The 23,925-nt window shown below is 32.7% G+C and carries 14 protein-coding genes; 3 read left to right on the top strand and 11 right to left on the bottom strand.

Annotation, left to right across the window (positions count from 1 at the left end; translation table 11 throughout):
- The first annotated feature begins 311 nt into the window (after positions 1-311).
- A complete protein-coding gene (locus OW255_RS03230) occupies positions 312-1,073 on the top strand; it encodes a glycosyltransferase family 2 protein (RefSeq protein ID WP_268115625.1) in 762 nt (253 codons plus the stop codon).
- Positions 1,074-1,083: 10 nt separating this feature from the next.
- Here the strand turns inward: OW255_RS03230 and OW255_RS03225 are convergent, their stop codons facing one another.
- The 11 genes from OW255_RS03225 to OW255_RS03175 all read right to left on the bottom strand — a co-directional run bounded on the left by OW255_RS03225 (position 1,084) and on the right by OW255_RS03175 (position 20,363).
- The gene (locus tag OW255_RS03225; RefSeq protein WP_268115624.1) at positions 1,084-3,237 is read right to left on the bottom strand and encodes a glycosyltransferase; all 2,154 of its coding nucleotides are present in this window, start codon (positions 3,235-3,237) and stop codon (positions 1,084-1,086) included.
- Between the two features lie 1,098 nt (positions 3,238-4,335).
- The gene (locus OW255_RS03220) at positions 4,336-5,127 is read right to left on the bottom strand and encodes a class I SAM-dependent methyltransferase (RefSeq protein WP_268115623.1); all 792 of its coding nucleotides are present in this window, start codon (positions 5,125-5,127) and stop codon (positions 4,336-4,338) included.
- Complete coding sequence (locus OW255_RS03215; protein ID WP_268115622.1) at positions 5,124-8,195, bottom strand: HAD-IA family hydrolase; 3,072 nt, start codon at positions 8,193-8,195, stop codon at positions 5,124-5,126. Before OW255_RS03215 ends, OW255_RS03220 begins: the two co-directional genes overlap by 4 nt.
- 10 nt (positions 8,196-8,205) lie before the next feature.
- The gene (locus tag OW255_RS03210) at positions 8,206-9,465 is read right to left on the bottom strand and encodes an ABC transporter ATP-binding protein (protein WP_268115621.1); all 1,260 of its coding nucleotides are present in this window, start codon (positions 9,463-9,465) and stop codon (positions 8,206-8,208) included.
- A gap of 9 nt (positions 9,466-9,474) precedes the next feature.
- Positions 9,475-10,266: an ABC transporter permease gene (locus OW255_RS03205; RefSeq protein ID WP_268115620.1), complete on the bottom strand. Its 792-nt coding sequence runs from the start codon at positions 10,264-10,266 to the stop codon at positions 9,475-9,477.
- A 30-nt stretch (positions 10,267-10,296) separates the two neighbouring features.
- Positions 10,297-12,432 carry a hypothetical protein gene (locus OW255_RS03200; RefSeq protein WP_268115619.1) on the bottom strand — a complete coding sequence of 712 codons (2,136 nt, stop codon included), beginning with the start codon at positions 12,430-12,432 and terminating at the stop codon, positions 10,297-10,299.
- 133 nt (positions 12,433-12,565) lie between these two features.
- Positions 12,566-13,480: a glycosyltransferase family 2 protein gene (locus OW255_RS03195; protein ID WP_268115618.1), complete on the bottom strand. Its 915-nt coding sequence runs from the start codon at positions 13,478-13,480 to the stop codon at positions 12,566-12,568.
- Positions 13,477-14,589 carry a glycosyltransferase gene (locus OW255_RS03190; RefSeq protein ID WP_268115617.1) on the bottom strand — a complete coding sequence of 371 codons (1,113 nt, stop codon included), beginning with the start codon at positions 14,587-14,589 and terminating at the stop codon, positions 13,477-13,479. The genes OW255_RS03195 and OW255_RS03190 overlap by 4 nt, the downstream gene beginning before the upstream one ends.
- A 31-nt stretch (positions 14,590-14,620) precedes the next feature.
- On the bottom strand, positions 14,621-15,994 hold the full coding sequence (locus tag OW255_RS03185; protein ID WP_268115616.1) for a sugar transferase: 1,374 nt from the start codon (positions 15,992-15,994) through the stop codon (positions 14,621-14,623).
- Positions 15,995-16,984: 990 nt separating this feature from the next.
- The gene (locus OW255_RS03180; protein WP_268115615.1) at positions 16,985-18,559 is read right to left on the bottom strand and encodes an O-antigen ligase family protein; all 1,575 of its coding nucleotides are present in this window, start codon (positions 18,557-18,559) and stop codon (positions 16,985-16,987) included.
- A 115-nt stretch (positions 18,560-18,674) separates the two neighbouring features.
- Positions 18,675-20,363 (bottom strand): PspC-like choline-binding domain-containing protein, encoded by a 1,689-nt coding sequence (locus OW255_RS03175; RefSeq protein ID WP_268115614.1) that lies wholly within the window; start codon positions 20,361-20,363, stop codon positions 18,675-18,677.
- A 490-nt stretch (positions 20,364-20,853) separates the two neighbouring features.
- On the opposite strand from OW255_RS03175, the gene OW255_RS03170 reads away from it, so the two are divergent.
- Both OW255_RS03170 and OW255_RS03165 read left to right on the top strand, forming a co-directional pair.
- Positions 20,854-22,680: a sugar phosphate nucleotidyltransferase gene (locus tag OW255_RS03170; protein WP_268115613.1), complete on the top strand. Its 1,827-nt coding sequence runs from the start codon at positions 20,854-20,856 to the stop codon at positions 22,678-22,680.
- Between the two features lie 116 nt (positions 22,681-22,796).
- The gene (locus OW255_RS03165; RefSeq protein WP_268115612.1) at positions 22,797-23,900 is read left to right on the top strand and encodes a PspC-like choline-binding domain-containing protein; all 1,104 of its coding nucleotides are present in this window, start codon (positions 22,797-22,799) and stop codon (positions 23,898-23,900) included.
- The last annotated feature ends 25 nt before the right edge of the window (positions 23,901-23,925 follow it).

Here is a 23,925-nt window from a genome sequence, read left to right as displayed (position 1 = left end):
AGAATTAGAGACATTATATCACAATTAAAAGTTAAAAAATATTCAAGGACATATTTGACGCTTACTGCTCTACAATTATATATTTAGAATATAAAAACTTGAGTTTTCCTTCATAACTACTAAAACCAATGAATCCATAGTAAAAGTCTTGTTCAAAAAATCTTTTATCTCAGAAACTTTTAATTGATTCATTTATAAACAACAAACAAAAGTTTAATTATTAGTATAAGTTTCTTGAAGATAATTATGATTTTGATATAATATATATAAATATTTATATTTAGTATAAAATATTATTGATTGGAGCTTTTATGATAAGTATAATTATGCCTGCATACAATGCCGAACGCTACATTGAAGAATCTATTAAATCCGTTTTATCACAGACCTATATTGATTGGGAACTAATTATCGTAGATGATTGCTCTCAGGATCAGACCCCCCTTATTTGTGAAAACTATACGGCGCATTATAAAAATATCCACTACTTTAGAAACCAATCTAATAAGGGAGTTGCAGAGTCTCGAAATCGAGGTGTAGCACTCTCTCAAGGCGATTGGATTGCTTTTATTGACAGTGATGATTGTTGGCATTCACAAAAACTAGAACTACAATTGGCGCTTGCGGTAGAAAAACAAGCTCTTTTTATATTTACAGGATCGTCATTTATAAACGATAACAGCGAATCTTTGGATTATTATCTATCAGTTCCATCAGTAATTTATTATAAAGAGCTACTTAAACAGAATGTAATATCCTGTTCCTCTGTTCTTATTTATAAAAAATTATTGCTCTGTTATCCTATGGAAAATGGCTCAAGGATGCATGAAGACTTCGCAGCTTGGTTAAAAGTATTGAAAAACGAAAAAATAGGTGCCTTTGGTATCAATCAACCACTATTGATATATCGCATTAGCTCTACGTCAAAATCTGGCAATAAAATTAAAGCAGGGATTATGACCTACCGCGTTTATCGCCATATAGGTGTTTCCATCATCCCTGCAATCTATTATTGGATATGCTATTTCTTCCTTAGTCTTAACAAATATAAACATCTAGTAAAACGTAACTAAAATTGTATAATTATGGCTGAATATCCTTCAAAACAACTTCTAAAGCCCGATTTATGGTGAAGTGGTTATTAATAAAGCTTCTTGAACAACTCATCAGCCTTAATAAAGCATCGTCATCTCCATACAAAGAAATTACTTTATCCGCAAAACTAGCGTCCGCTTCAGCAACAGCAAAGGCTCCCTCTTCCAGGCTTAATCCTTCTGCACCTATTTGCGTAGTAATCATTGGACTTTGATTATAAACACTTTCCACTACTTTTCCTTTAACACCCGCTCCATAGCGAAGAGGAACTACAACCAGACGACATTCACTATATATCTCTTTCAAACGTTCATCAGACACAAAGCCAAGTAGATGAATATGATCATTTGCTATAGACTTAATCTCATCAGTTGGATTTGCTCCTACAATATTCCAAATAATATCTGGATATACCTTCTGAATTCTTGGGAAAATATCTTTAGCAAACCACAAAACTGCATCAATATTAGGGGGATGTCCAAATCCCCCTACAAAAAGAAGATTTTTTCGTCCTTCCAAATCAGGGGCATTATTTTCATCTAAAGCCTCATATGTAAAAATCGGAATATTGCGCAATGGTTTTTCCGGAAATTCCTTCTTTAATACCTTATACTCATAATTTCCAACTACGTAAACTACATCTGCTTTCCTTATTAGCTCAAACTCTATGTTTTTCCATTTTTTCGATGACTCGAGATAAGCCTCATCATGGCTCACCTCGTACTGACGATATTCTCTCAAATAATGCAAATCATGACCAAAATAAATTATTTTGCCTTTTGCATATTTTTTTAGTAAATCCATATATTTTACAGCAATATGAGGACGATTCACATATATATAATCATAATATCGCACATTTTCTTTTAACCAGTACTTGCAGTATTTAAAATAGTAGTTACCATATAATACTTCTATTCCTGACTGCTCCAATTCCCGAGTATATGGCTGTTGAGGAAAATAATCATCTGGCATAAATGTAACTTTTAATCCCAACTGTGAAAAAATTTGAGTATACATAAATACATTTCTAGCGCCTGCATCCTTATCATACCATGGCACTCTATGATCTATAACGAGAATACGTTTTTTCATTTGACTTCGATCACGAGTCAGAAATGGGTCTTGTCCATTTGGCAAATGCTCTTTTTCAAGGACTTCTTTCCACTTTTCATAGAACTTCTTTTGATTTTCCATTTGATAGGCCTTTAATCCAGTAGAGACATCAGTACCATTGGAAACCCCCTCAAAATGTACCACTACTGAGAGGGGTTGATATACTACCCGATATCCTGCTTTTCTTATGGAAAAAGCAAGGTCACTGTCTTCATAATAAGCTGGAGCAAATCGTTCATCAAATCCACCTAACTGTTTCCATAGTTCACTGCGCACCATTATAGATGCGCCAGAGATATAATCAACATCTTTTACATAATTATATTCTGGAAGGGCAGGATTATTGCCATGACCGTAATTCCAAGCACTACCATCCCTCCATAAAATTCCACCAGCTTCCTGAAGCCTCCCATCAGAATATACCAAACGAGAACCCGTCAAACCAATATCCGGATTTTCTTCCATCAACTGCACCATCGGTGCCAGCCAACCTGGTTGAACCTGAGTATCGTTATTTAAAAACAGATAATACTTTCCTCTTGCGAATTGGGCTGAATGATTACAGTTTTTCAAAAAACGTAAGTTTTTATTTGATCGAACTATACGTATATTCTTCACAATTTTTTCAATTTGTAAAGTCAGATCTGTTGAGCAATCATCAGCCAAGATAACTTCATAAGTGATTTCTTCCGAATGTTTTGCAATTGCTCTTAAGCAACTATACGTATAGGCAAACTGATTATATACGGGTATGATGATTGATACAATTGGCGCTTCTGTCTTAGGTAATACAATTGGTGGGTATGCTGCTATATCGTTAGCCTGAATATCTTTAGTAACACGCAAATTTAACTTTAAATCAGCTCCCATTAATAACCGTTCATCTAGTATTCTGGATACACCATTTAACCCATCATGTCGCAAATAATAAAGTACTCTGATGATCTTCGATGGTTTCATATAATGCAGTGACTGGCGAGGGTGACGAATCAACTGGCCTATCATATTCCAAAAAACACTACTCATAATTATAACCTTTCTAATATTTTCTGATGATCATATTTAAAAACAAACACACTTCTTTAAACAGAACAAGATTATGGTGAGGTTCTTTCATATTATTTAACTGGTACAGCTAAATGTCCAACAGTTTAGCAATTGCTTTGTTAAAAAATGATAGCTTAATTAAAGTAACAAGAATAAATTATACGCCTAAGTGGTTTTAACCTGCCTTCAGTAAAGTTATATTGAATAAATACTCAACAGATAGTTATGTAAGTCATTTATTTCAAACTACTTGTTCTTATAAAGAGCCTCCATCGTAATAGTGTTTGTTTACAGCGCTACCAATTTTTAATAATCTGTTAGCTCTATCGTTTAAGTAAATAACGAATAGAGCAAACATTATATTCTTCTCTAACTCTATTTCTTAAAACTAAGGTTTTAGTTATTTATCTAAAATACTTCATTTACCTTCGCAGATTAGGCGCCACCTCACCAACCATCAGCTGGCGCCTAATTTGGTCTGCAGAAACATAGAATTTTGTTTCTTCTCTCAAAAACTTGACCAAGCTTCCCCAATATTACATTGCCATATTATCCTGTTTAGTATAACTAATTGTTCTAAATTCTCAGGATGTAGGGGTGCAATTATTGGGGTTGGTCCAAGTGTCTTCGCCCTAACACGCTATAAGATCCTTTATCCTCCTCCCTTGATTCTGGATATCCCACCTGAGGTTCCGAAAAATATCTTTCAATTTCAGTATTCTATGATCTCAAAATACAAACCATCTGGGAGGTTTCTATAACACGTATTTTCTACAGTGATTCTTGTACAAGCGCCATTACTAAGCATAAATCTACAACAAGATATTTCATTATAAACAAGTCCACCCTGCTTATTAGTTAACTAACAAAAACACCCATTAACACCTCCTTGTAAATAATTAATGCATTATAAGCGATTAGTGGAAGTATTCTATTTCTTATCAATAAATGTTCTACTGGAGATGTTTTTTATTTCTACTAAATGCAGACTAAAGATTTTTATATGAAATTTTATTTTTATTCTGTAAATTTGTTGATGAAGCATACAACTGTCAGCTCTTTCTGTAAGAAAGGAGCTTAACCATCACTCTCTTTTTGGATTTGTTGTAAATTATATTTGATTTGAGATATTTCCTCAAATATATCAAACTTATCTTGCTCGTAATTAAATTTTGTAACGGGTCTTTCCAAATTTTCGTTATATTGAGCAACAGCAATAAAATTAGGGGTTACAATGTTAACCTCCTCCTCCTGTTCAAAAAATGTTGTCATCATAGCACGAAACGTTTTTAAATACCAGTTTGATTTATCTGAAAAAACGTTTAAATCAGAAACTAATATATCATTAAATCCCAGATTATTTAGTGCATACGAAAGACTGCTTGGAGTAAAGATTGTCTTATGAGTATAATCTATATATCTATAATACATTGAAACTGGAGAAATTGCATTTGGGGTAACCATCAATAACTTTCCATTTTTATTTAGTGAATTTTTACATTGAAGCATTAATTGTGAAAATTCTTCATTACTTAAATGCTCTATAAAATCTATAGCATATATAAAATCATATTTCTCTCTATTTGTTTCAAAAAATTTAAGAGCATTAATTTTTTTAGCATTTAAATTAAAACCTCTCGCTACATTCACTAAGTCTTCATCGATATCAATACCTGTAAGATTATTATATCCTTTATCACGAAGAGTTAATAACGCCATTCCGTTAGAGCAAGCCATTTCGAGTATATTGGAGTCCTTATTGTCCGGTAAGTGATCTTCAATTATTTTCGTAAAATATTCGTGCATATGTTTTATATAATCTTCATTTGTATGATCATGCCACTTTGAATAATATTCATAATAACTCATTTTTTTAAAACTCCTTTCATGTATTTTAATATTTTGTACAAATATGGTCTTTCTTTTATTCGCCATTTTATAGCATTCTTAAACCTACTTCTATCATAAAAAACGTAGAAAATCGCCTTGGAAATTTTATTTTTATTTGACAAAAACTTCTCAATCGTATAGTTATGTTCGTGATTATTTTGACTATTAGTAAGCATATTATGAGTATTTAGTTCTACATCCCATAAATCATTTAATGATTTATTTTTGTTAATATTAGAATTTTCATCGTTAAATCCGCAATAATTAAAAACAATACGATCATTAAAGCATGGTTTTGCCAAAAAATTCTCCAACACTATGCTTGCATCAGTATTTCTTACATACATATTAGGTAAATAATCCCCAAAAAGAGACAAAAAGTCTTCTGCAAATCTTAAAGCAGATCCCTGAATAACATTTGCTACACAACTCTCATAATAATTCCAGTCAGAGTTTTCAAAAGTTGGGCATACTTTATTATTTAACATCTCATATCCAGAGCAAGATGGGTCTGTTTTTGATACAAAGAATTCTCTTATATGTCCAGTTATAGCCGGTTTATAATCATAATAAGTTTTTAATTTTATATTATGTATTCTAGAATGATAATTAGCTTTTTCATAATTAGTATGTATCAAATATGAATCAACTAAATTATTATTATTCGCTAGTAACTGTAATGCTGTGCCATTATAGCCTATATCAAACATAGCATCATGCTTACCTATATTTTCCGCAAAATATTCATTTGTTATTTTATATGTCCTATTTAATAAAGATACATCTATATTAATATCATCTAGTAAATCAATAAAACTATTAAAATCAGCTAAATCAACAAATTTACGGTCTGAAGCAAATTTATTTTTTTGAAGAACGTCTTTTGTTTCTTCGGAGATTTCCTGACAACATATGTTTTTCAGAAAGCTTTCTGGTGTAAGAGAAGTTATTATTAAAAAATCTTGGATATGCTTAAAATTATCTTTATTAATTGCTATTAAAGGTAAAAGAGCTTTTCTAGAAATATACAAGTAATTGGAAGGAGGCAAATTATTCATATTTCTTCTAATTAAATCATAGACCTGTTTATATATAAATCCATCTCTTGACACAAAGTGTATCCTTCCATAATTTTCATTAGATAAATCATTTGCAATCCACTTAATCACTGACAAAACATGCATCCCCAAAGCGTAATATCCTATTATATCAGGATCTGCATTGAAATTTGTAGATTCATCAAAGGACTTATAACCATTATCAAAAATTTCATTTGCAACAACTCCTAACATACATCTAAGCATAAAGAAATCAAGTGCATGCACGAAATCAACTTTATTCCCCATATGACAAATAAACTCTTGTGCACTATTTCCTGTGATTTTATCAGGTATTTGGTTAAACAATCGTTCAATTGTTTTTGGAAAAAAGTAACTATCAATATTGAACCTTTTAGGCATTTCAATATCACTTTGCCAAGTATCACCAATATGTAAAATTGCCGAAGGTGAAATATTTAAATCTTTTAAAACATAATCATACATATTTCCCGTACTTTTTGTTAATCCAGTTTCAGATGAGACATATAATCTAATATAACCAGAATATCCGTTTTTACTCAGTATCTTACTAATAATTTCCGATGACAAATACATATCAGATACTATTATTATTTTTTTTCCTAAACTTAGTGCCATTTCGTATAATTCTTTAACACTTCTCCTATATTTACATAGTTCTAATTCAAGCGATATTTCACGTAACTTGAGAAGTTCTATGATTTTAGCATCAACATTATATTCTTTAGATAACTGGTTATATATATCATTTAAATTTACTTCTTCGCCACTCTTATTAATTTTGCGTGCAATAGATTCTGAATGTATTCGCATCATATCGAACTTATGATAAGAAGGCTTACCAGTTAACGAAAAATAGTATTCATTCATTAAAGTAAATAAATCACTTGGTTTATAAAATGGCCTAACAACAAGCGTGTCAAATACATCAAAACTTATATAATTGTATTTTTCGTTGTTTATCATACTACGTAAGAGTTCTAAGCGATCATCCCATCTGCAATGATGAGAGTCGGCTAAAATTGGTGTTTTTATTTGATGAATTTTATCAAGAGATACTCCAATATTTTCAGAAAAATCATTCAATAAGTTTAAATTTTGGGGGCTATTATAATAAATATTTGAATACCAACTTTTTAAATACAATACTTTCCAAGCATCAAAATTATTTCCATATTTAATATATAAGCCTTTTTCTTGTAGAAAATCCTCTACAAATCTGAAAACATAGGTAATATCGGTCAAATTTTTTATGATTTTCTTTTTGTTCAAATTTGTTCCTGTAGATGCATCTCCTCTACTTACATAAAAAATACCATCATAATCAATTGCAGTAATTTTTTTAGCATAATACATAATAACACTACTAAAAATTAAGTCCTCGGTCATTATAATATGAGTGTCTACTCTTTCAAAATATGGTCTTGACTTTTCAAAAATTTCTCTTTTATATAGTTTATTCCAGACAACATGCCAAAAATAAAATTGACCTTCTTGTTTATAAAAACAATCTAAAATCTCACTATTTTCAAGATGCAGCCGCCCCGAAGGATTATTCGCATTACATATTAACTTTTCATTTTTATCTTCAAAGTCTAACACCATTTTTGATATAACTACATCAGAGCCTGTTTCCTCTAATCGTTTTACCAAAAGACGGTAGAAATCAATTCCTATATAATCATCGCTATCAAGAAATGATATATAATCTCCTGTAGATACATCATAGCCTTCTATTCTAGCCCTAAACAAACCTAGATTTTCAACATTATTTACTACTTTAATTCTGTCATCTAATTGAGTATATTTACTTATAATAGTTGCTGAATTGTCAGGTGATTTATCATTGACAATTATAACCTCCAGATTTTTATATGTTTGACCAAGAACAGAGTCAAGGCATCTTGCTAAATATTTCTCTGTTCCATAAACAGGAATGATTATTGAGACTTTTTTTTCTTGATTCATTTTATACACCTCATATTTTTTTTATATCAAAAGACGTTATTGGATTATTTATCAAAGCATGTATTGTTTTTCTAGGACTAATGGCTTCAATATTTATAACATTTTGAAGCCAACATTGAATTGTATGCTGAAATTCATGATGACCTTCACCTATTCCGAGTGTAATGAAGTAGTGCTGTGGTTTTACTTCTGGCCATATTAATTCCATTTGACATTTATAATCACCTGTACTACTTATTTCTATTGGCGTTTTAATAGACGTAATAGTATTTTCTCCTATAATACTATTGCCAAATTTATCATTGCATAGATAACCAAATATGAGGTTCTTAGATGGCCTTGAGGCATATATATTAAAGGATAAACTTAACTTATCTCCCGCTTCGATAAAACCCTTATAACTCTCCCCGTTAACAAGAAATTTATAAGATCTAATGATAAATTCCTTAGCACCACCTAGATGTTCTTCTTCAATATTTATTTCATCCAAAGCACTTGAACTATCTTTAATATCTTCATCTTTATTAGTCACAGCAAATACTTCTGAATGCATTATTTTTGTATACATCTCAATTCCATCTAAAGTATTGCCGATAAAAATTATTTTTCCATTTTCCATAACAATTACTTTATTTGCCATGGCTGTTACTGCATTCATATCATGGGATACTAATATTCTTGTAGTTCCCTCCATCTTTTCTTTCATATAAATATTACACTTTTGCTGAAAAAAAATATCACCTACCGATAACGCTTCATCAATTATAAGAATGTCTGGATCCACATTTATTGCTACAGCAAAAGCCAGTCTTGCAAACATTCCACTTGAATATGTTTTTACAGGCTGGTTTATAAAATTTCCTATATCCGCAAACTCTATAATCTTTTCTTTTTTTTCATCAGCTGCAATTTTATCATAGTCATATATTGCCATAGATAAATCAATATTTTCTATTCCTGTATACTCCATGTTGAATCCAGCACCAAGCTCTAATAATGCAGCCAATTTACCATCTACTTTTATCTCACCCTCTGTTTGTTTTAGTACTCCTGTTATCATTTTAAGTAGAGTGGATTTTCCAGAACCGTTTTTTCCCAAAATTGCCCAACATTCACCCTTAGGAATAGAAAATGAGATATTTTCTGTAGCATAAAAATCACGGCAGTACGATTTTTTAAAAGGATTTATTAATTCAAGCAATCGATCGATGGGTTTATTATATAATTTATAAACTTTTGTTACATTTGTAACTTCAATTGAATATTCCATATTAATTCCTCACAATAAGTCTGCAAAATGTTTATTGGCATTTTTATATAAAACAATAGATATTATACTTAAAATAATTGTAACTGACCAAAAATACAAAGTATATCTAGAGTTTTCCCAAAACCATACATGGTAAATAAAACTGTTTCTATACCCTTCAATAATATAATACATAGGATTATATTTAAGCAATCTGATAACAGATAAACTCATTGTGTTTGATATCCACGCAACAGGTAACGTCCAAAACATCAACTGCATAATTATACCAATTAAAGTCGTCATATCTTTTAAAAATACTGCTAATGTGGAAAAGATATAACTTAGAGCTATTGTATATATTATCATTGCAAACATATAATATATCAATTGTATGTTGTATATAGAAAATTCAATACCTTGAGAATACACTAATATAAAAGAAATGGATACGAAAAAAATATGTATATAAAAACCTGAAATCACTTTAATTAAAGGAAGTATACTCTTAGGAAAAATAACTTTTTTTATTAAATAATTATATTGCCAAAATGTATTTGTAGCGCTTATTAATGTTTCTGAAAAATAGGACCATGCACTATATCCACATACAAACCACACAATATAAGGTATATTACCTACAGGTTGCGATCTTAATCCTTTAGAAAAAACAAACCAAAATATAGCAACTGTTATAGTAGGTTGAAAAAAAGCCCAAAATATACCTAACGTATGTCCTGAATATCTTTGGAATAAATCATCTTTAGATAATTTTATTATCTTTCTTTTATGTCTTAATATAGTATTTAATCTATTATCCATTAATAATACCTTGCACCTTTCATTACTAAATCATCTATCTCTATTTAACACCCAATCTTGCAACTTTTCATCAAAAACCCAATTACCATCCATACAATAATCATCATTAACCGAAAAGATACCTTGCAAATCGCTATCTAATAATCCTTCTCGAAGTATTTCGCTAAAAATTTTTTCAGCAAGCTCTTTATCAAATCTTGCATTTATATCTTTTAATAAATTACCCATTGTCTCAACGTAATAGTATATACTCTCTTGTATTTTCTCTGTTTTAATAGTATATCTTTTCTTTTCTTGCTTTAAAAGTGCTTTTATCTGACCTTGCTCTTCGTAAAATTTTATAACCTGACCATGCGGCGCAGCAGTTACAGATTCGAAAAAAAGCTGTGTACTTCTAAAAAATCTATTATAATTATATAAACTACGATAGGTCCCATCAAGTTTTTCAGGTTTCATAGTATATCTTGATACCATATAACAACCATCTAATTTCTTTTGTAGTATTTTCATAAGATAATACTGTATTGTGCCAGAATATCCAACATCAACTAAAGTAATCCTATCCCAATTTACATCGTCACCAATTGTCTGAGATATATACTTTAGATACATTTTCTTTTCTTGCTTAGCATTTTTTAAGATTTCAGGAACATAATCTAAGAGTATTCTCATGACTTTGCTAATATCACCTGGAAGAGTAACATCGATATCTACATTTAAATTTACATTTTCCAAACCAACACGCTCCTTTAGCAATGTAGAAAGCTTACCGGAGTATTTTGTTTCAAAAAGTTGCTTGAAATCTTCATAGCATTCTATCTGTGCTAAAGATGTTGCTCTTCGCGATGTAAGGAAATACGTGTGTTTGCGTTCATGCTTATTAAATGCATGGCAGTATTTTTCATACAATTTTTCCAAAAAAAACCCTTCTCGTGATAAGAATAAAAACTCGGTATCAAAACAACTAGTTTTATGAAGAAAATCTATATATTTTAACATAATAGGAGCTAATATTCCAGAAGCCACATCCTCAATTGTGTTTAATTTACTAATACCATCTTTTGTTAATGAAAATGGTGAATTATAAAGACATTGATTAACTAAATACCCCATTGTTAGAGAGTTTTCTATAGATTTACTTGAATATCCCCTTAATTTATTGTACTGTACCGATGAAAGAAATGCTTGAGTAGAAGATAAAAGTAATATATATTCTCTTCCACGGCTTTTAAGCATTTGTCCATCAGAATGGGAGTTATCGCCAATGTGTATGGTTGAATATTTACCAAAGCGTCTCAGAAATTCATCCCATATAGCACCATTATCCTTACGTTTTTCTTTATCACAGGATACCCAAAGTTCTTCATATCCTTGATATCCACACTTCTTAAGCATATTATCAATAATCACCGCGGGAAGATACATATCACTTATCAATATAATTCTTTTACCTACTACTATCAATTGATTAAAAATATCAAGCATATCTTGTCTTGGAATGCATAACTTATACTCCAGGTCTATCTCCATCTGCTTTAATTTTTCGGCCTCTTTCACTGTAAAATCAGATACCTCTGGTAGTCTATTATATATATGATGAATGTTACAAGAATCACCCTTTTCTTCTAATGCAATTTTTTCGGCTTTTTTTCTAATAGACAAATAGTCTACCCTTCTATTATAAAGATTTAGAATTTTGCGCTCCATAAAACGAAATACATCATCTGGTTCATAGACCAATCTGCTTATTAAAGTGTCAAATATATCAAAGGTGATAATATCATATTTTTTCTGTAATAAATCACTTAAACTTCTTTTATTATATTTAAAGTAACCTTCTAAATGCTTATAATTACAATCAACTACTACGTTTTTTTTATTTGTACTATAATTATCTTCAACCACCTCTACTACAGTTTTAACACCCGTACGCTTCCAGCGATAATAGTCCACTAGCTTACGCATAGGACTTGTCATTCTCCAAAAAGTTGCATTTTTGATTGCCTCATATTTTGTTTTGTAATATAAATAGGCTTCCTCATAGTCATGGTTATCTTCAAAACTACTGATATTTGAAAATTCTTCTAGCTTTGGTAAATCACTAAAAAAATCATTGTAAAATTCCCTTTCAGACGGTGTCATTTTTTCAATATCTTCTCTATCCACGGCTGCCCTCCAATAAACTTAATTGTATTAAATAATGCATTTTTCAGCATAACAAGGTTACTTCGGAATTAAGATATATTTTATTTTTTAAGCCAGTTTTTCGCATTTTTCAGTATCAAGCATAGTGACATTATTACAACTTGCCAAGCATCAATATAATCCGAAACACCAAATTATCATCAATTTTATGTCTGAAAATATCTTTACTTTTCAATATTTTAATTCGCGAAAAAACACTTTTTTCTGCTTTCAATAAATCCGTAGCTAAAGCCACATTTTCTTTTGACATCTCCTTGCCAAATGTTGCAACAAACTCTTTAACCTGGCGGTAAATTAACCCGCGTGGCTCACTAAGCTGTTTCAAGCGATAAAAAAACAATTGCCTTTTCGTTATCATTGCTCCAAGTTTATTGTTCTGATGTTGTCTATAGCGAATATATGCACCTTTATCATAACAAACTTTCCCAAAACAACTTGCTGTCATATACAACCACCAGTCATGCATCACAATATTTTCTATGTGATTGGGCATATGTTTTATGAGAGTTTCCATAAGTTTTTGATTCCAGACAGCGGTACAACCTGTACAAATTCCTTGCACCAATGCATTTCCAAAAGATGGTCTCCTAATATCTCTCCTCACATGAACATCCATTGGCATTAAATCTTCATTTACAATAATTTTATCACTGCAATACAGTACTGGATCATCAGAATTATTCGTCTGCAACATCTTGACAGCCTTTTCTAACTTTTCCGGAAGCCATTCATCGTCTTGATCAGAAAAAGCAAAATAATCACATGTCATATCTGCATGTTTCATTAAATCAAAGAAACTATATACAACCCCAATATTTTCGCAGCCATACCAGACAATACGAGGATCCTGATGAGTATATTCTTCTAAAATTTCTGGTGTTTTATCCATTGAACCATCATCCCGAATTAGGACCTTGAAATCCTGATAAGTTTGTGCCAAAAGACTATCCAACTGCGTGCGTATGTACTTTTCACCATTATAGGTTGATAATAAAATCTGTAAGCTCATTTTACTCCTTCATTTAGGTAATATCGTTGAAGTGCAACACTTGCTCTTTCTATCCCAAATCCTGCATTCTCAACTTTACGCCATGCATCTTCACGTTTGATAATATTTACCTTCTCTCGTGCCTCTAACGCCCAAAATTCCGGGCCCTTTTTCAAAGTCAGATGCTTCGTGGTATCCAACAACTCTACTTCTTTGGTAATAGTATCAGCTAGAAAACATGGTAATCCACTGGCTTGAGCCTCAACCGCCGCCATAGGAAGCCCCTCATAAGTGGACGGAAGCCAAAACAAATCCATTGCCTGATACCAATCCTGTATATCATTTTGCTGTCCCAAGAAGAACACGTCTCCCTCAAGACCAAGAGCTTTAACCTTTTGTTGCATAGTCAATTTCAGACGCCCACTTCCAATGAGTAATAGCACACTTTTTGAGTACTGTTTCTTTAAAAAGTAAAAGCTCTCAATCAAAAAGTCATGATTTTTTTGCTTTTCAAACCTCCCTACATGACCCACCACAAGTTTGTCCTGTATACTCAAGCTAGATCTGATTTCAGCTCTTTTATCATGGTTGAATCTATATTTTTGGCAGTCAATTGCATTATAAAGCACAAACACTTTATTTTGTTGCACCATCCTTTTACCATACAAAAATTCACCTGCCGCTATGGAACATGCAATTTTGTTACTTCTCATAAGTGCTATAGGGTAGCATAATAGCTGGTTACGCCTTGCATTCAACCAATTATCTGAATACCTTGTAGTATGACTATGAATTACAAAATTACCAAAATTATGATGCTCGGCCAACTTCCAAAGGTAAAGGCTAAGATACACCTCGTGATTATGTAACCATTGATATTGTCCCTTATTCTTTTTGAAAAAAGCATTCATTTCTATCATGGCTTCTATGGAGCTTCCTGGTTTCTTCACATAATAAATACGCCCACCATATGATGCAATCTCATCAGCATAACTATCTTCACATTGGGAAAAACACAAAAAATCAAATTGAATTAATGTCCGATCAATATGACGATAATAATTCATAATAACGCTCATTACTCCACTCCAAATTGCAGGAGTCGATACAAAGTGTAATACACGGATCATATCTCCTCGCCTTTCTGTCAATGACTATACATTATTCTTTAAGCGACGGATCTTCCCATTTTCCCTCCTCAAACCCTTCAGTAGACTCTTTTATCAGCAGCACTTTTGGTGTCATAAGCATAAGTTTCATATCCAAAATAATTGAATAATTTCGAATATATGTTAGATCCAGCTTTAATTTATCATAGCTAGTTGTACAATATCTACCATATATCTGGGCGTAGCCCGTTAATCCAGCTTTTACCTTCAAGCGATATTCAAATTCCGGTATATTTTTGGTGATAATCTTTGCTAGTTCCGGTCTCTCCGGTCTTGGTCCAACCATACTCATATCACCTTTTAAAATATTAATAAGCTGTGGAAGCTCATCCATACGAGTCGCTCTAAGGAATCGTCCTACTGGCAAAATTCGAGGATCCTTCTCACCCGCTTTTACAGGTCCAGTCTCCTTTTCCGCATCTACAACCATAGTACGAAACTTTAATATCTTAAAACACTTTCCATCTTTTGTAAGCCTATCCTGTGTATAAAAAACAGGACCACGGTCATTAAACTTAATCATTGCAGCTATTATCAAAAAAAACGGGCTTGATATTATCAAAAACAGAGAAGATACAATAATATCTTCCAGCCGCTTTACAAACATCTGATCCATAGTAAGACCACCATAATTTCTAGAAAGATATAATGGCGAATCAAAAATGTTCAGTTCAGCAGACGTTCTTAAAAGAATGTCGCTAATTTTCGGCACTGCATATGTACGTATATTCTGTCCATAACACTGCTTAAGCAGACGACTACGTTCCTGCACTGCAATATCACCTATTATAACCCCATCATATTTAAGGGCTTGTTCCATCACCATTTCAATGCCCTCATTTATTGATATTTTTTCTGCTATCTCATATTTATCTTCTCGAGTATATATTCGATCCATTAGATGAAACATTGGTTTTACACCATGTACCAGCAAAAGACGTCTCCTAGGGAACATAACTGCATATAGTTTAATAAATGCCAAGGCCCATAATAAAACCACCAGCAAATCAATACAGGTCATAATTATTAATGCCGTAGGATTGTGCATTTTTTTATCAAACAATACTACTTGCACATACGAAAAGGCATTGACTATAGCTAATGAAAGCATATGAGAATATACTAGATTCCAGTATTTATAAATGCCAACCCGCAAACCGCCATAAATCCGATGTAGGAAAAGTAATAATATTACATATTCACCAAGAATCAACCAATTGCCCCGTCTCCAAAAAGCAATAGTCATATTTTTATTATAATAATTTATCCAAACATAGTAATAGATTGTAAGTTCTAATAATACAATTATAGCTGAACTTAAAAACTTCACTATGCGCTTGTATTGTTCAAAATTTCTGCTTGTCATCCGTCTCTTCCTTACAACTCATTTGTTTATAGTCATTCAAACAACCAATATCACTTGAAAATTGACCATACCATTGATAGATTAAAACATACAAGAACTTCTTTAACTGAAACAAAGATTTTTATTGAATTTCAAGAAAACTTTTAGGTTGTAAAAGCATTTACACTAAACAGATGATTTACTATAACACTAATTCATAGTGTTATTTTATTAATTAATTTTAGAACAGTTTTTGAATCCAATAATTACTTTTATATTGTAACATAATTATATGCGAAAATTTCCTTCATATAATCCAAAGTAAAAATATCGTAAACACAGATTTTATTAGCATAAATACATATAATGCAAATATAGTATTGTAGCAGTCCCATCTGTTTTAGTTCATTTGTTAATATATTATATCTAACCAAAATAGAACCTCAGTACAGTATAACATTTAACGACTAAATGCGCAACTTTAGAGGGATTGAAAAGAAATGGAAAACCTTTAATTTTTTATTAAAATTAACATATTTAATCATTGCTTCCATTTTAGACCATTATAATATTTTGTTGAAATTAAAAAATAGCAAATAAAATAATTCAAACATGAAAAAGTTGGGATTTTTAGAATTTCTCAAACTAAAAAATGATTAATGATTTTCATTTAAATTAAATCTAAAGTATTGTTAAAATTTATTTTCTGACACATAATTTTTCTAAAGTTTTATTAACTACTTTGCTGAGCATTCCTGTCGTAATTCAAGTTGTAGAATCGACAGACTACATAATTAACATACTTACAAAATTGATTAAATATCTCTTAGATAAACTTCATTATATTTCACTTATATTGCTCTACTTTAAACGAGACTTTTTTTAATTCCACTGTACATATACACTATAAATTCATAGGAATAAAAAAATCTGTATATGTATATAACTATCGCCTTTATCAAAGCGATAGTTATATTATCTTTACATAGTAATTATAATTATAATATATATCTAGTTATAATACATAACCTTTTTTGTTGATCCAATTCCCATAAGTAGCCAGAGTAAAGGAGTTACTATCGGTACACTTAAATTAACAGTTGCTTGTGTAATATAACAAATAACACCAAATGCAATCGCAATTATATAGTGATTATTTTTTTTATACTTAAAACAATCTTTTATAAATGTTATGATAATAGAAATGTAAGTTACAAGTCCCAAAAATCCAACAGTAATCAATGTGTGTAAATACTCGTTATGGGCACTATCAAATAATTGGTGATATTTATTATTGGCGGTAACTTTTAAAAGTAAGATGCCAAAGGTTTCAGGTCCATATCCAATTAATTTATTCCAAAATGGCAACTTGTTATAGCTTTCAATTGCATTTCTCCAAATATAGCCCCTATTCGTCCCCCAATCGTCATTAATTAATAGATAATTTTTAACCACACTATACTTTTCATCATTACCAGCTATATTACAATCGTATAATATATACATCATAACAATTACCCCAAATCCAAGTATACCTAACCAAACAAATCTTATAGTATTTCCAAGATCTTTTGTAGCCGTCTGTTTTTTCTTTGTAATAAATATCCATACTAAAATCACTGACCATAATAGTATTAACATCAAGTGTAAATACTTAAAACCTAATATTATCTTAAAAGCACTATCTATACCAACAACACTATCACTAAATGCGTTATTAATCCAACTAATACATTGTATTACAGTAAAAAATGAAGCTATAATAACTAAGTATCTTTGTACACCAATTTTTTTATTAAATAGATATAATGGCATAAATCCAAACAATATCATTAAAGAGAGATATGCGTTATCACTTACCCCCATAATTATAGCAAAAAAGCTTATAACCATACAGAAATAATAAAACAGTCTTTTTATGGGCCGTTCTTCTTTAGAAAACAACACTGATGATATCGCTGTTAGAATACCAACATATGAAGTATAAGTATTTATATTGCCAATTGTTGAGGTGAAAATATCTTTTTGCTCTGGTACCATACCAACTTTAAAATGTAGTATATCCATATTAAAATAGTCACTGATTCCAAATAGACATACAACTGCCCCTCCCAATAAAAACAAATCCAAATACCAGTTTTTATATATATAAAATCTACTAACACAAAAATAAGATAATACGTATAATGTAATTAAGAAAAGTCCAGTGAATCTACCTTCATTTCCCCAAAAAGCTTCATAAACATAATTTGAAGATATTGTAGATATAAAGGCAATAAACCAATATATTATTATACAACGATCCAAAAATGTAAACTTACTTATACTTTCTTTTATTTTCTTTACGTAATTAATTGATTTTCTATATTTAAATTTCTTTACAATAAAATATAGCAAAAGCAGTAAAATCATAACAATCGTACAAAAGCAGTAATAATAGTATTTAAAAACGAGTATATCAAAATATCGATCTCTAAAGACTAGAGGGAGCCCAAGAACAATAGAAACTACATATGCTCCTAGGAGTATCGATAAAAAACCCTTGTTTTTATTATTTTCAATTTCATTAATATCATTTATTAACATATGATAATCCTTTCTTTACAGTATTCCGTTACATTATATCACTGTAAATAGCAAAAAGAAAGGGCGAGATTTTAATAATCTCACCCTTCCCTCCCACATTAAGAGTATCCTTAAATTAGTTCTCTTCGTAGATAGCTTCGATAGTACCATCATTAGCTACTTTGTAGCAACGATCATTACCATCTTTAGCTTTGGTCTTATTTTTCTGAACAGAACCAGAAGTATTTACCAAATAGAATTTAGCATCACCTGTGAAAGTAATATTCTTATAAGTTGTATACTTATCTGATTTAGTAGTATCTTCATTTGCATGAACATTAGCATCATCAAGGAAGTCATCAGTTGTTAACAGTGTATAAACTGTCTTGGAACCTGCATCGCCAGTTTCTGTATATTCTTTTACTACAGAATATTTGTCATCCTTAGAAGCAGCTAACATCATACCAGACTGATAATATTTCTTGTTATCAACACCAGTCTTACCAGCGCCCTTATAACCACCTGACTTATTTAATAAGAAAGTGAAGGAATCGCCATCAATTGAAATATTCTGCTTATTTGTCTTCATAGCGCCGTCTTCACCACCGCCAAAGTAGTATGCAAAATATCCATCAGCTTCTAATATAGGTGCATTCTTTTTAAAGTTATCTTCTGTATCAAATGGATTGGCATCATTATCATCTGCTAAAATAGATGCGATCTTAGTCTTACTTGTTCCTTCAAATTTAATGAACAGTAAGCCAGACTTCATTCTACCAAACTCATCAAATGCATATTTCTTTCCATTAACTGTCTCAATCTTATCAGCAACTAATTTGCCATTACGATCTGAGTAATACCAAGAATCTTCATCATCATTATACTTTGAAGTATGAAGATAATAATCTGGAACTACCTTGAACCAACCTTTAGTTACTCTAGCACCATCTTCTGGAGAACCATAGTATCTCCAATTGCTGGTATAATCTGCTGAACCATAAGTTGCTGTAATATCAGCTGTAGCATTTGTAGCTAATGTAGGTGTAGCATCATAGATAATCCACTCAGCATTCATACGGCCATATTTATCAAAGCTGTACTTCTTTCCATTAATAGTCTTAGCATCTTTGCTGACATACTTCTTACCATTGGTATTGAAGTAGAACCAACGTGTCTGATTTTCATCATCGAACACATTGCTGCTGCTAATACCTGCATTATCATCATCTTCATAATTGTTATCTACAATATCAAGAGATTTCCAACCTAAAGACTGAGCACCATCGTTCTCATCGCCACAGTAATAAACAGCATTCTGCCATTTATCATCGCCTGTTTCTCTTGTACCCTCTGCATTAATCCAGCCATATAACATTTTGCCTTCATCATCGAAGATATATTTCTTTCCATTTACAGATTTAAAAACAGCTGTAGATGCAGAAGCAGAACCTTTGAACGCTTTACCATTGGATCCAAAATAATACCAGTGATTAGCAGGTTCATCTTCATTATTTCCATCATAATCCTCATTCTCAATGGAAACCCACTTGTTAGTTACCATGGAACCGTTCTCATCTACATAATAGTAGTTATCATTGTATTCAACAACAACATCGGTAGCCATCTCGCCATCGTCGTTTAAGTAGAACCAGTTGTCACCGGATTTCTCCCACTTCTCTGTTTCCTTGTCGCCGTTCTTGTCATAGTACACCCATGTACCATTTTCTTCCTGCCAGCCAGTAGCTGCGAAAGAGGACATGGAAGCGCCTAAAGCAAGAAGTGCTGCTGTTGATAATACAGCAACTAATTTAGTCTGCTTTCTCATAATAAATGCACTCTCCTTTTTCTTCTTGAAATACTTTTCTGAAATTCCTAATAGCATTACGAGGTAATTATACTTCCTCAAATGGAAATTATCAATACTTTTTTTACATTTTTTGCATATTTTGCAAAATATAAATAAAATTAACATTTCCGGAAGAAGCTATCAATTCCTCCATCACATGGAACAGTATAATACATATTCTGGGAAATTACTATAACTTTTCTCTGTTCATTTTCTTACATAATTATTACGAAACTGGATTTTCCTTCAATAATTGTACTTTTTTTCATACACAGTACGTGTTTAGGGTGATAATAGGGCCTGGATGCGTCTATTTAGGTTGATTCTTTATTATGAATCTAATATTGATTTTTACCATTTCAATGGTATAATGTTCACATAATCATTATTTGTCATCAAGATTGAACATGCTATTAAATTTCATTTGATACTATTTTACTTATTATTTTATATACGGAGGCGTACTGCTATGGATCGTAATGTTATTGTTTGCCGCTCAATTTTTGAAAATCCTGCTGTGACTCAAAGAGAGCTTGCAAAGGAACTTCATATTTCCCTGGGAACTGCCAATAGTCTGGTTAAGGAATGTCTGGATAAACAGCTGATTGCAATTAACAAGGGGAATGAGACTTATGAACTTCTTCCCGAAGGACAAGCTCTGCTGGAGAAGTATAAAGTGGATGGTGCTGTTATTATTGCAGCCGGATTTGGTTCCCGTTTTGTTCCACTCACCTTTGAAACACCAAAGGGGCTCCTTGAAGTGTTTGGTGAACGTATGATTGAACGCCAGATCCGCCAGCTACATGAAGTAGGAATCACTGATATTACCATTGTAGTTGGATACTTGAAAGAGAAGTTTGAATACCTTATAGATAAATATCAGGTCAAGCTTTTATATAATCCGGAATACTCCAAAAAGAATACACTTACCACCATTTATCAAGCCAGAGAGCTTTTCCGCGGTAAAAACATGTATGTTCTATCATCGGATAACTGGATGAGACACAACATGTACCATGCCTATGAAGGCGGTGCGTGGTACTCCTCCTCTTATATGGAAGGCGAAACTTCAGAATGGTGTCTTGATTATAATAAGAAAGGACGCATTCTAAACGTTTTTGTTGGAGGTAAGGACCAGTGGGTCATGTATGGGCCTGCATTTTTCTCTAAATCATTTTCCAGTAAGTTTCTACCAGTACTGGAGGAATACTACCATCTTCCAGGAACAGAACAGTTCTACTGGGAAAATGTCTATATGGAAATGCTGTCTGGGGAAGCAGCAAAACGGCTGCCGGATTTCCCAGAGGCAAAGGAAGAAATTGAGATGTATATCAACCGGAGACAGGCGGACGAGGTCTATGAGTTTGAAAACCTGGAAGAGCTTCGTCGGTTTGATGTGAAATATCAGCGTCACTCGGATAATGAAGCGATGGAACTTATTTCTAAGGTATTTCAGATTCCGGAATCTGAAATCACAGAAATCCGTTGCTTAAAGGCTGGTATGACCAATAAATCATTCCTCTTTAAAATCAAAGACCGCCATTATATCTGCCGGATTCCAGGGCCTGGTACTGAGCTTTTAATCAACAGGCAACAGGAAAAAGAAGTTTATGATGCCACCCATGACCTGGGGATTTCAGAAAAGATCGTTTACTTTAGCGGGGAGACGGGATATAAGATTGCTGAATTTTATGAAGGGGCTCATAATGCGGATGCGGAAAATGAAGATGAAATCATTCGCTGCTTAAAGCTTGTACGCAAATTCCACCAATCTGGTTTAAAGGTCTCCCACTCCTTTGATTTTAAAGAAAGAATCGAGTTTTATGAAAAACTTTGTAAAGCGAGTGGTGACATTTTATTTGATGATTATAACCTGGTACGGGGCTGTATGAAGGAATTGCTGGATCGTCTTGACGGGCTTGGACATGAGAAGGTGCTCTCTCATCTGGATACGGTAGTGGATAATTTCCTCATCCTTCCTACTGGAGATATCAGACTGATCGACTGGGAGTATGCAGGTATGTGCGATCCATTGGTGGATATTGCTATGTGCGCAATCTATTCCTATTATAATGAAAAGCAAACGGATCGGCTCATTGAGATTTATTTTGAACGTGAACCTTCCATGGAGGAGCGGTTTACGGTTTATGCATATATGGCTCTTGGTGGGTTTTTATGGAGTCTTTGGGCTATTTATAAGGCTTCTCTTGGAGAGGAGTTTGGCGAATACACGTTAATTATGTATCGGTACGCCAAGAACTACTATAAAAAATGTAGTAAAATTGTATTAGAATGACATTTTTGGAAATTTGTCTGCAAATCGTAATAAAATATTTAGGTATTCTATCTGCTCCTATGCTATAATGGCACTATGTGTAAATAGTTATGTTAGAACAGGAGGAAGAGAACGGTATGCGATATGGAAAAAAGGCAACAGCTTTTCTACTAGCTGGGCTTATAGGGACCGCTTCCCTTATACCTGCTGGTACAGCCTGGGCTGCCACCGGTTGGGTCTCAGAGGGTTCCCAGTGGAAATACATTGACCAGGATGGGTCTGTTCATAAAGGATGGGTCAAGACATCAGACGGCAAATTTTATTTCCTTGATCTTTCAACTGGCTTAATGTCAACTGGATGGAAGCAGATCAACGGAAGTTGGTACTATTTTCATTCCAATGGTGCCATGGCGACCAAGTGGATACAAAATGGCGGAAAATATTATTATCTCATGGATGATACAGGGATCCTTGTTAAGGGTTGGCTTAAGATAGGCAATGATTATTATTACATGAAGGGCGACGGGTCCATGGCTACCGGTTGGCGTGAGATGGACGGCGGCTGGTACTACTTTAAGGGTGATGGCAAATGTGTCATTGGCTGGGGACAGGTAGGAAATGACTGGTTCTATTTCGGCTCTGACGGAAAGATGGTTACCGGCTGGAATAAGATTGAGAATTCTTATTATTATTTAAATGGTGATTCTAAATCTGTATTAGGCAAGATGATGACTGGGTGGCTCAGTGACGGCACCAATAAGTATTATATGGATACAAGCAACGGCAAGATGGCCCATGGCTGGAAACAGATTGAAGGATCCTGGTATTATTTTAATGATTCTGGTCATATGATGACTGGATGGGTTCAGCTTTCTAATGTTTATTACTATCTTGATCCTTCAACCGGAAAGATGGCAACAAACACCACTCTGACCATTGATGGAAAAAGCTATTCCTTTGCTTCTAACGGAGCGTACCAGAATAATAACGGCACTCCGACTTCCACATCGTCAAACGGAAATTCCTCAGGTAGCACTCCTGGTAATTCAAATACAACACCAGGCGGGACTAACTCCTCTGGATCTGGTTCTGGCGGACCGGGAGGTACTTCTTCCGGAAATAATACATTAAGCGGAACTCCGGGCAGCTCCTCCAATGACACTCCTGGAGGATCCTCGAATTCTTCCAACAGCGGCGGCGTATACCAATTGTCTCCTGGACTCACGAATGGTCCTGGCTGATTGATTTGATTTAGTATCTGTGTGG

The organism is Lacrimispora xylanolytica, from assembly GCF_026723765.1.
Lineage (GTDB): Bacteria > Bacillota > Clostridia > Lachnospirales > Lachnospiraceae > Lacrimispora > Lacrimispora xylanolytica.
The sequence above is the reverse complement of the archived record's forward strand: the minus strand, read 5'-3'. Positions and strand labels throughout refer to the sequence as shown.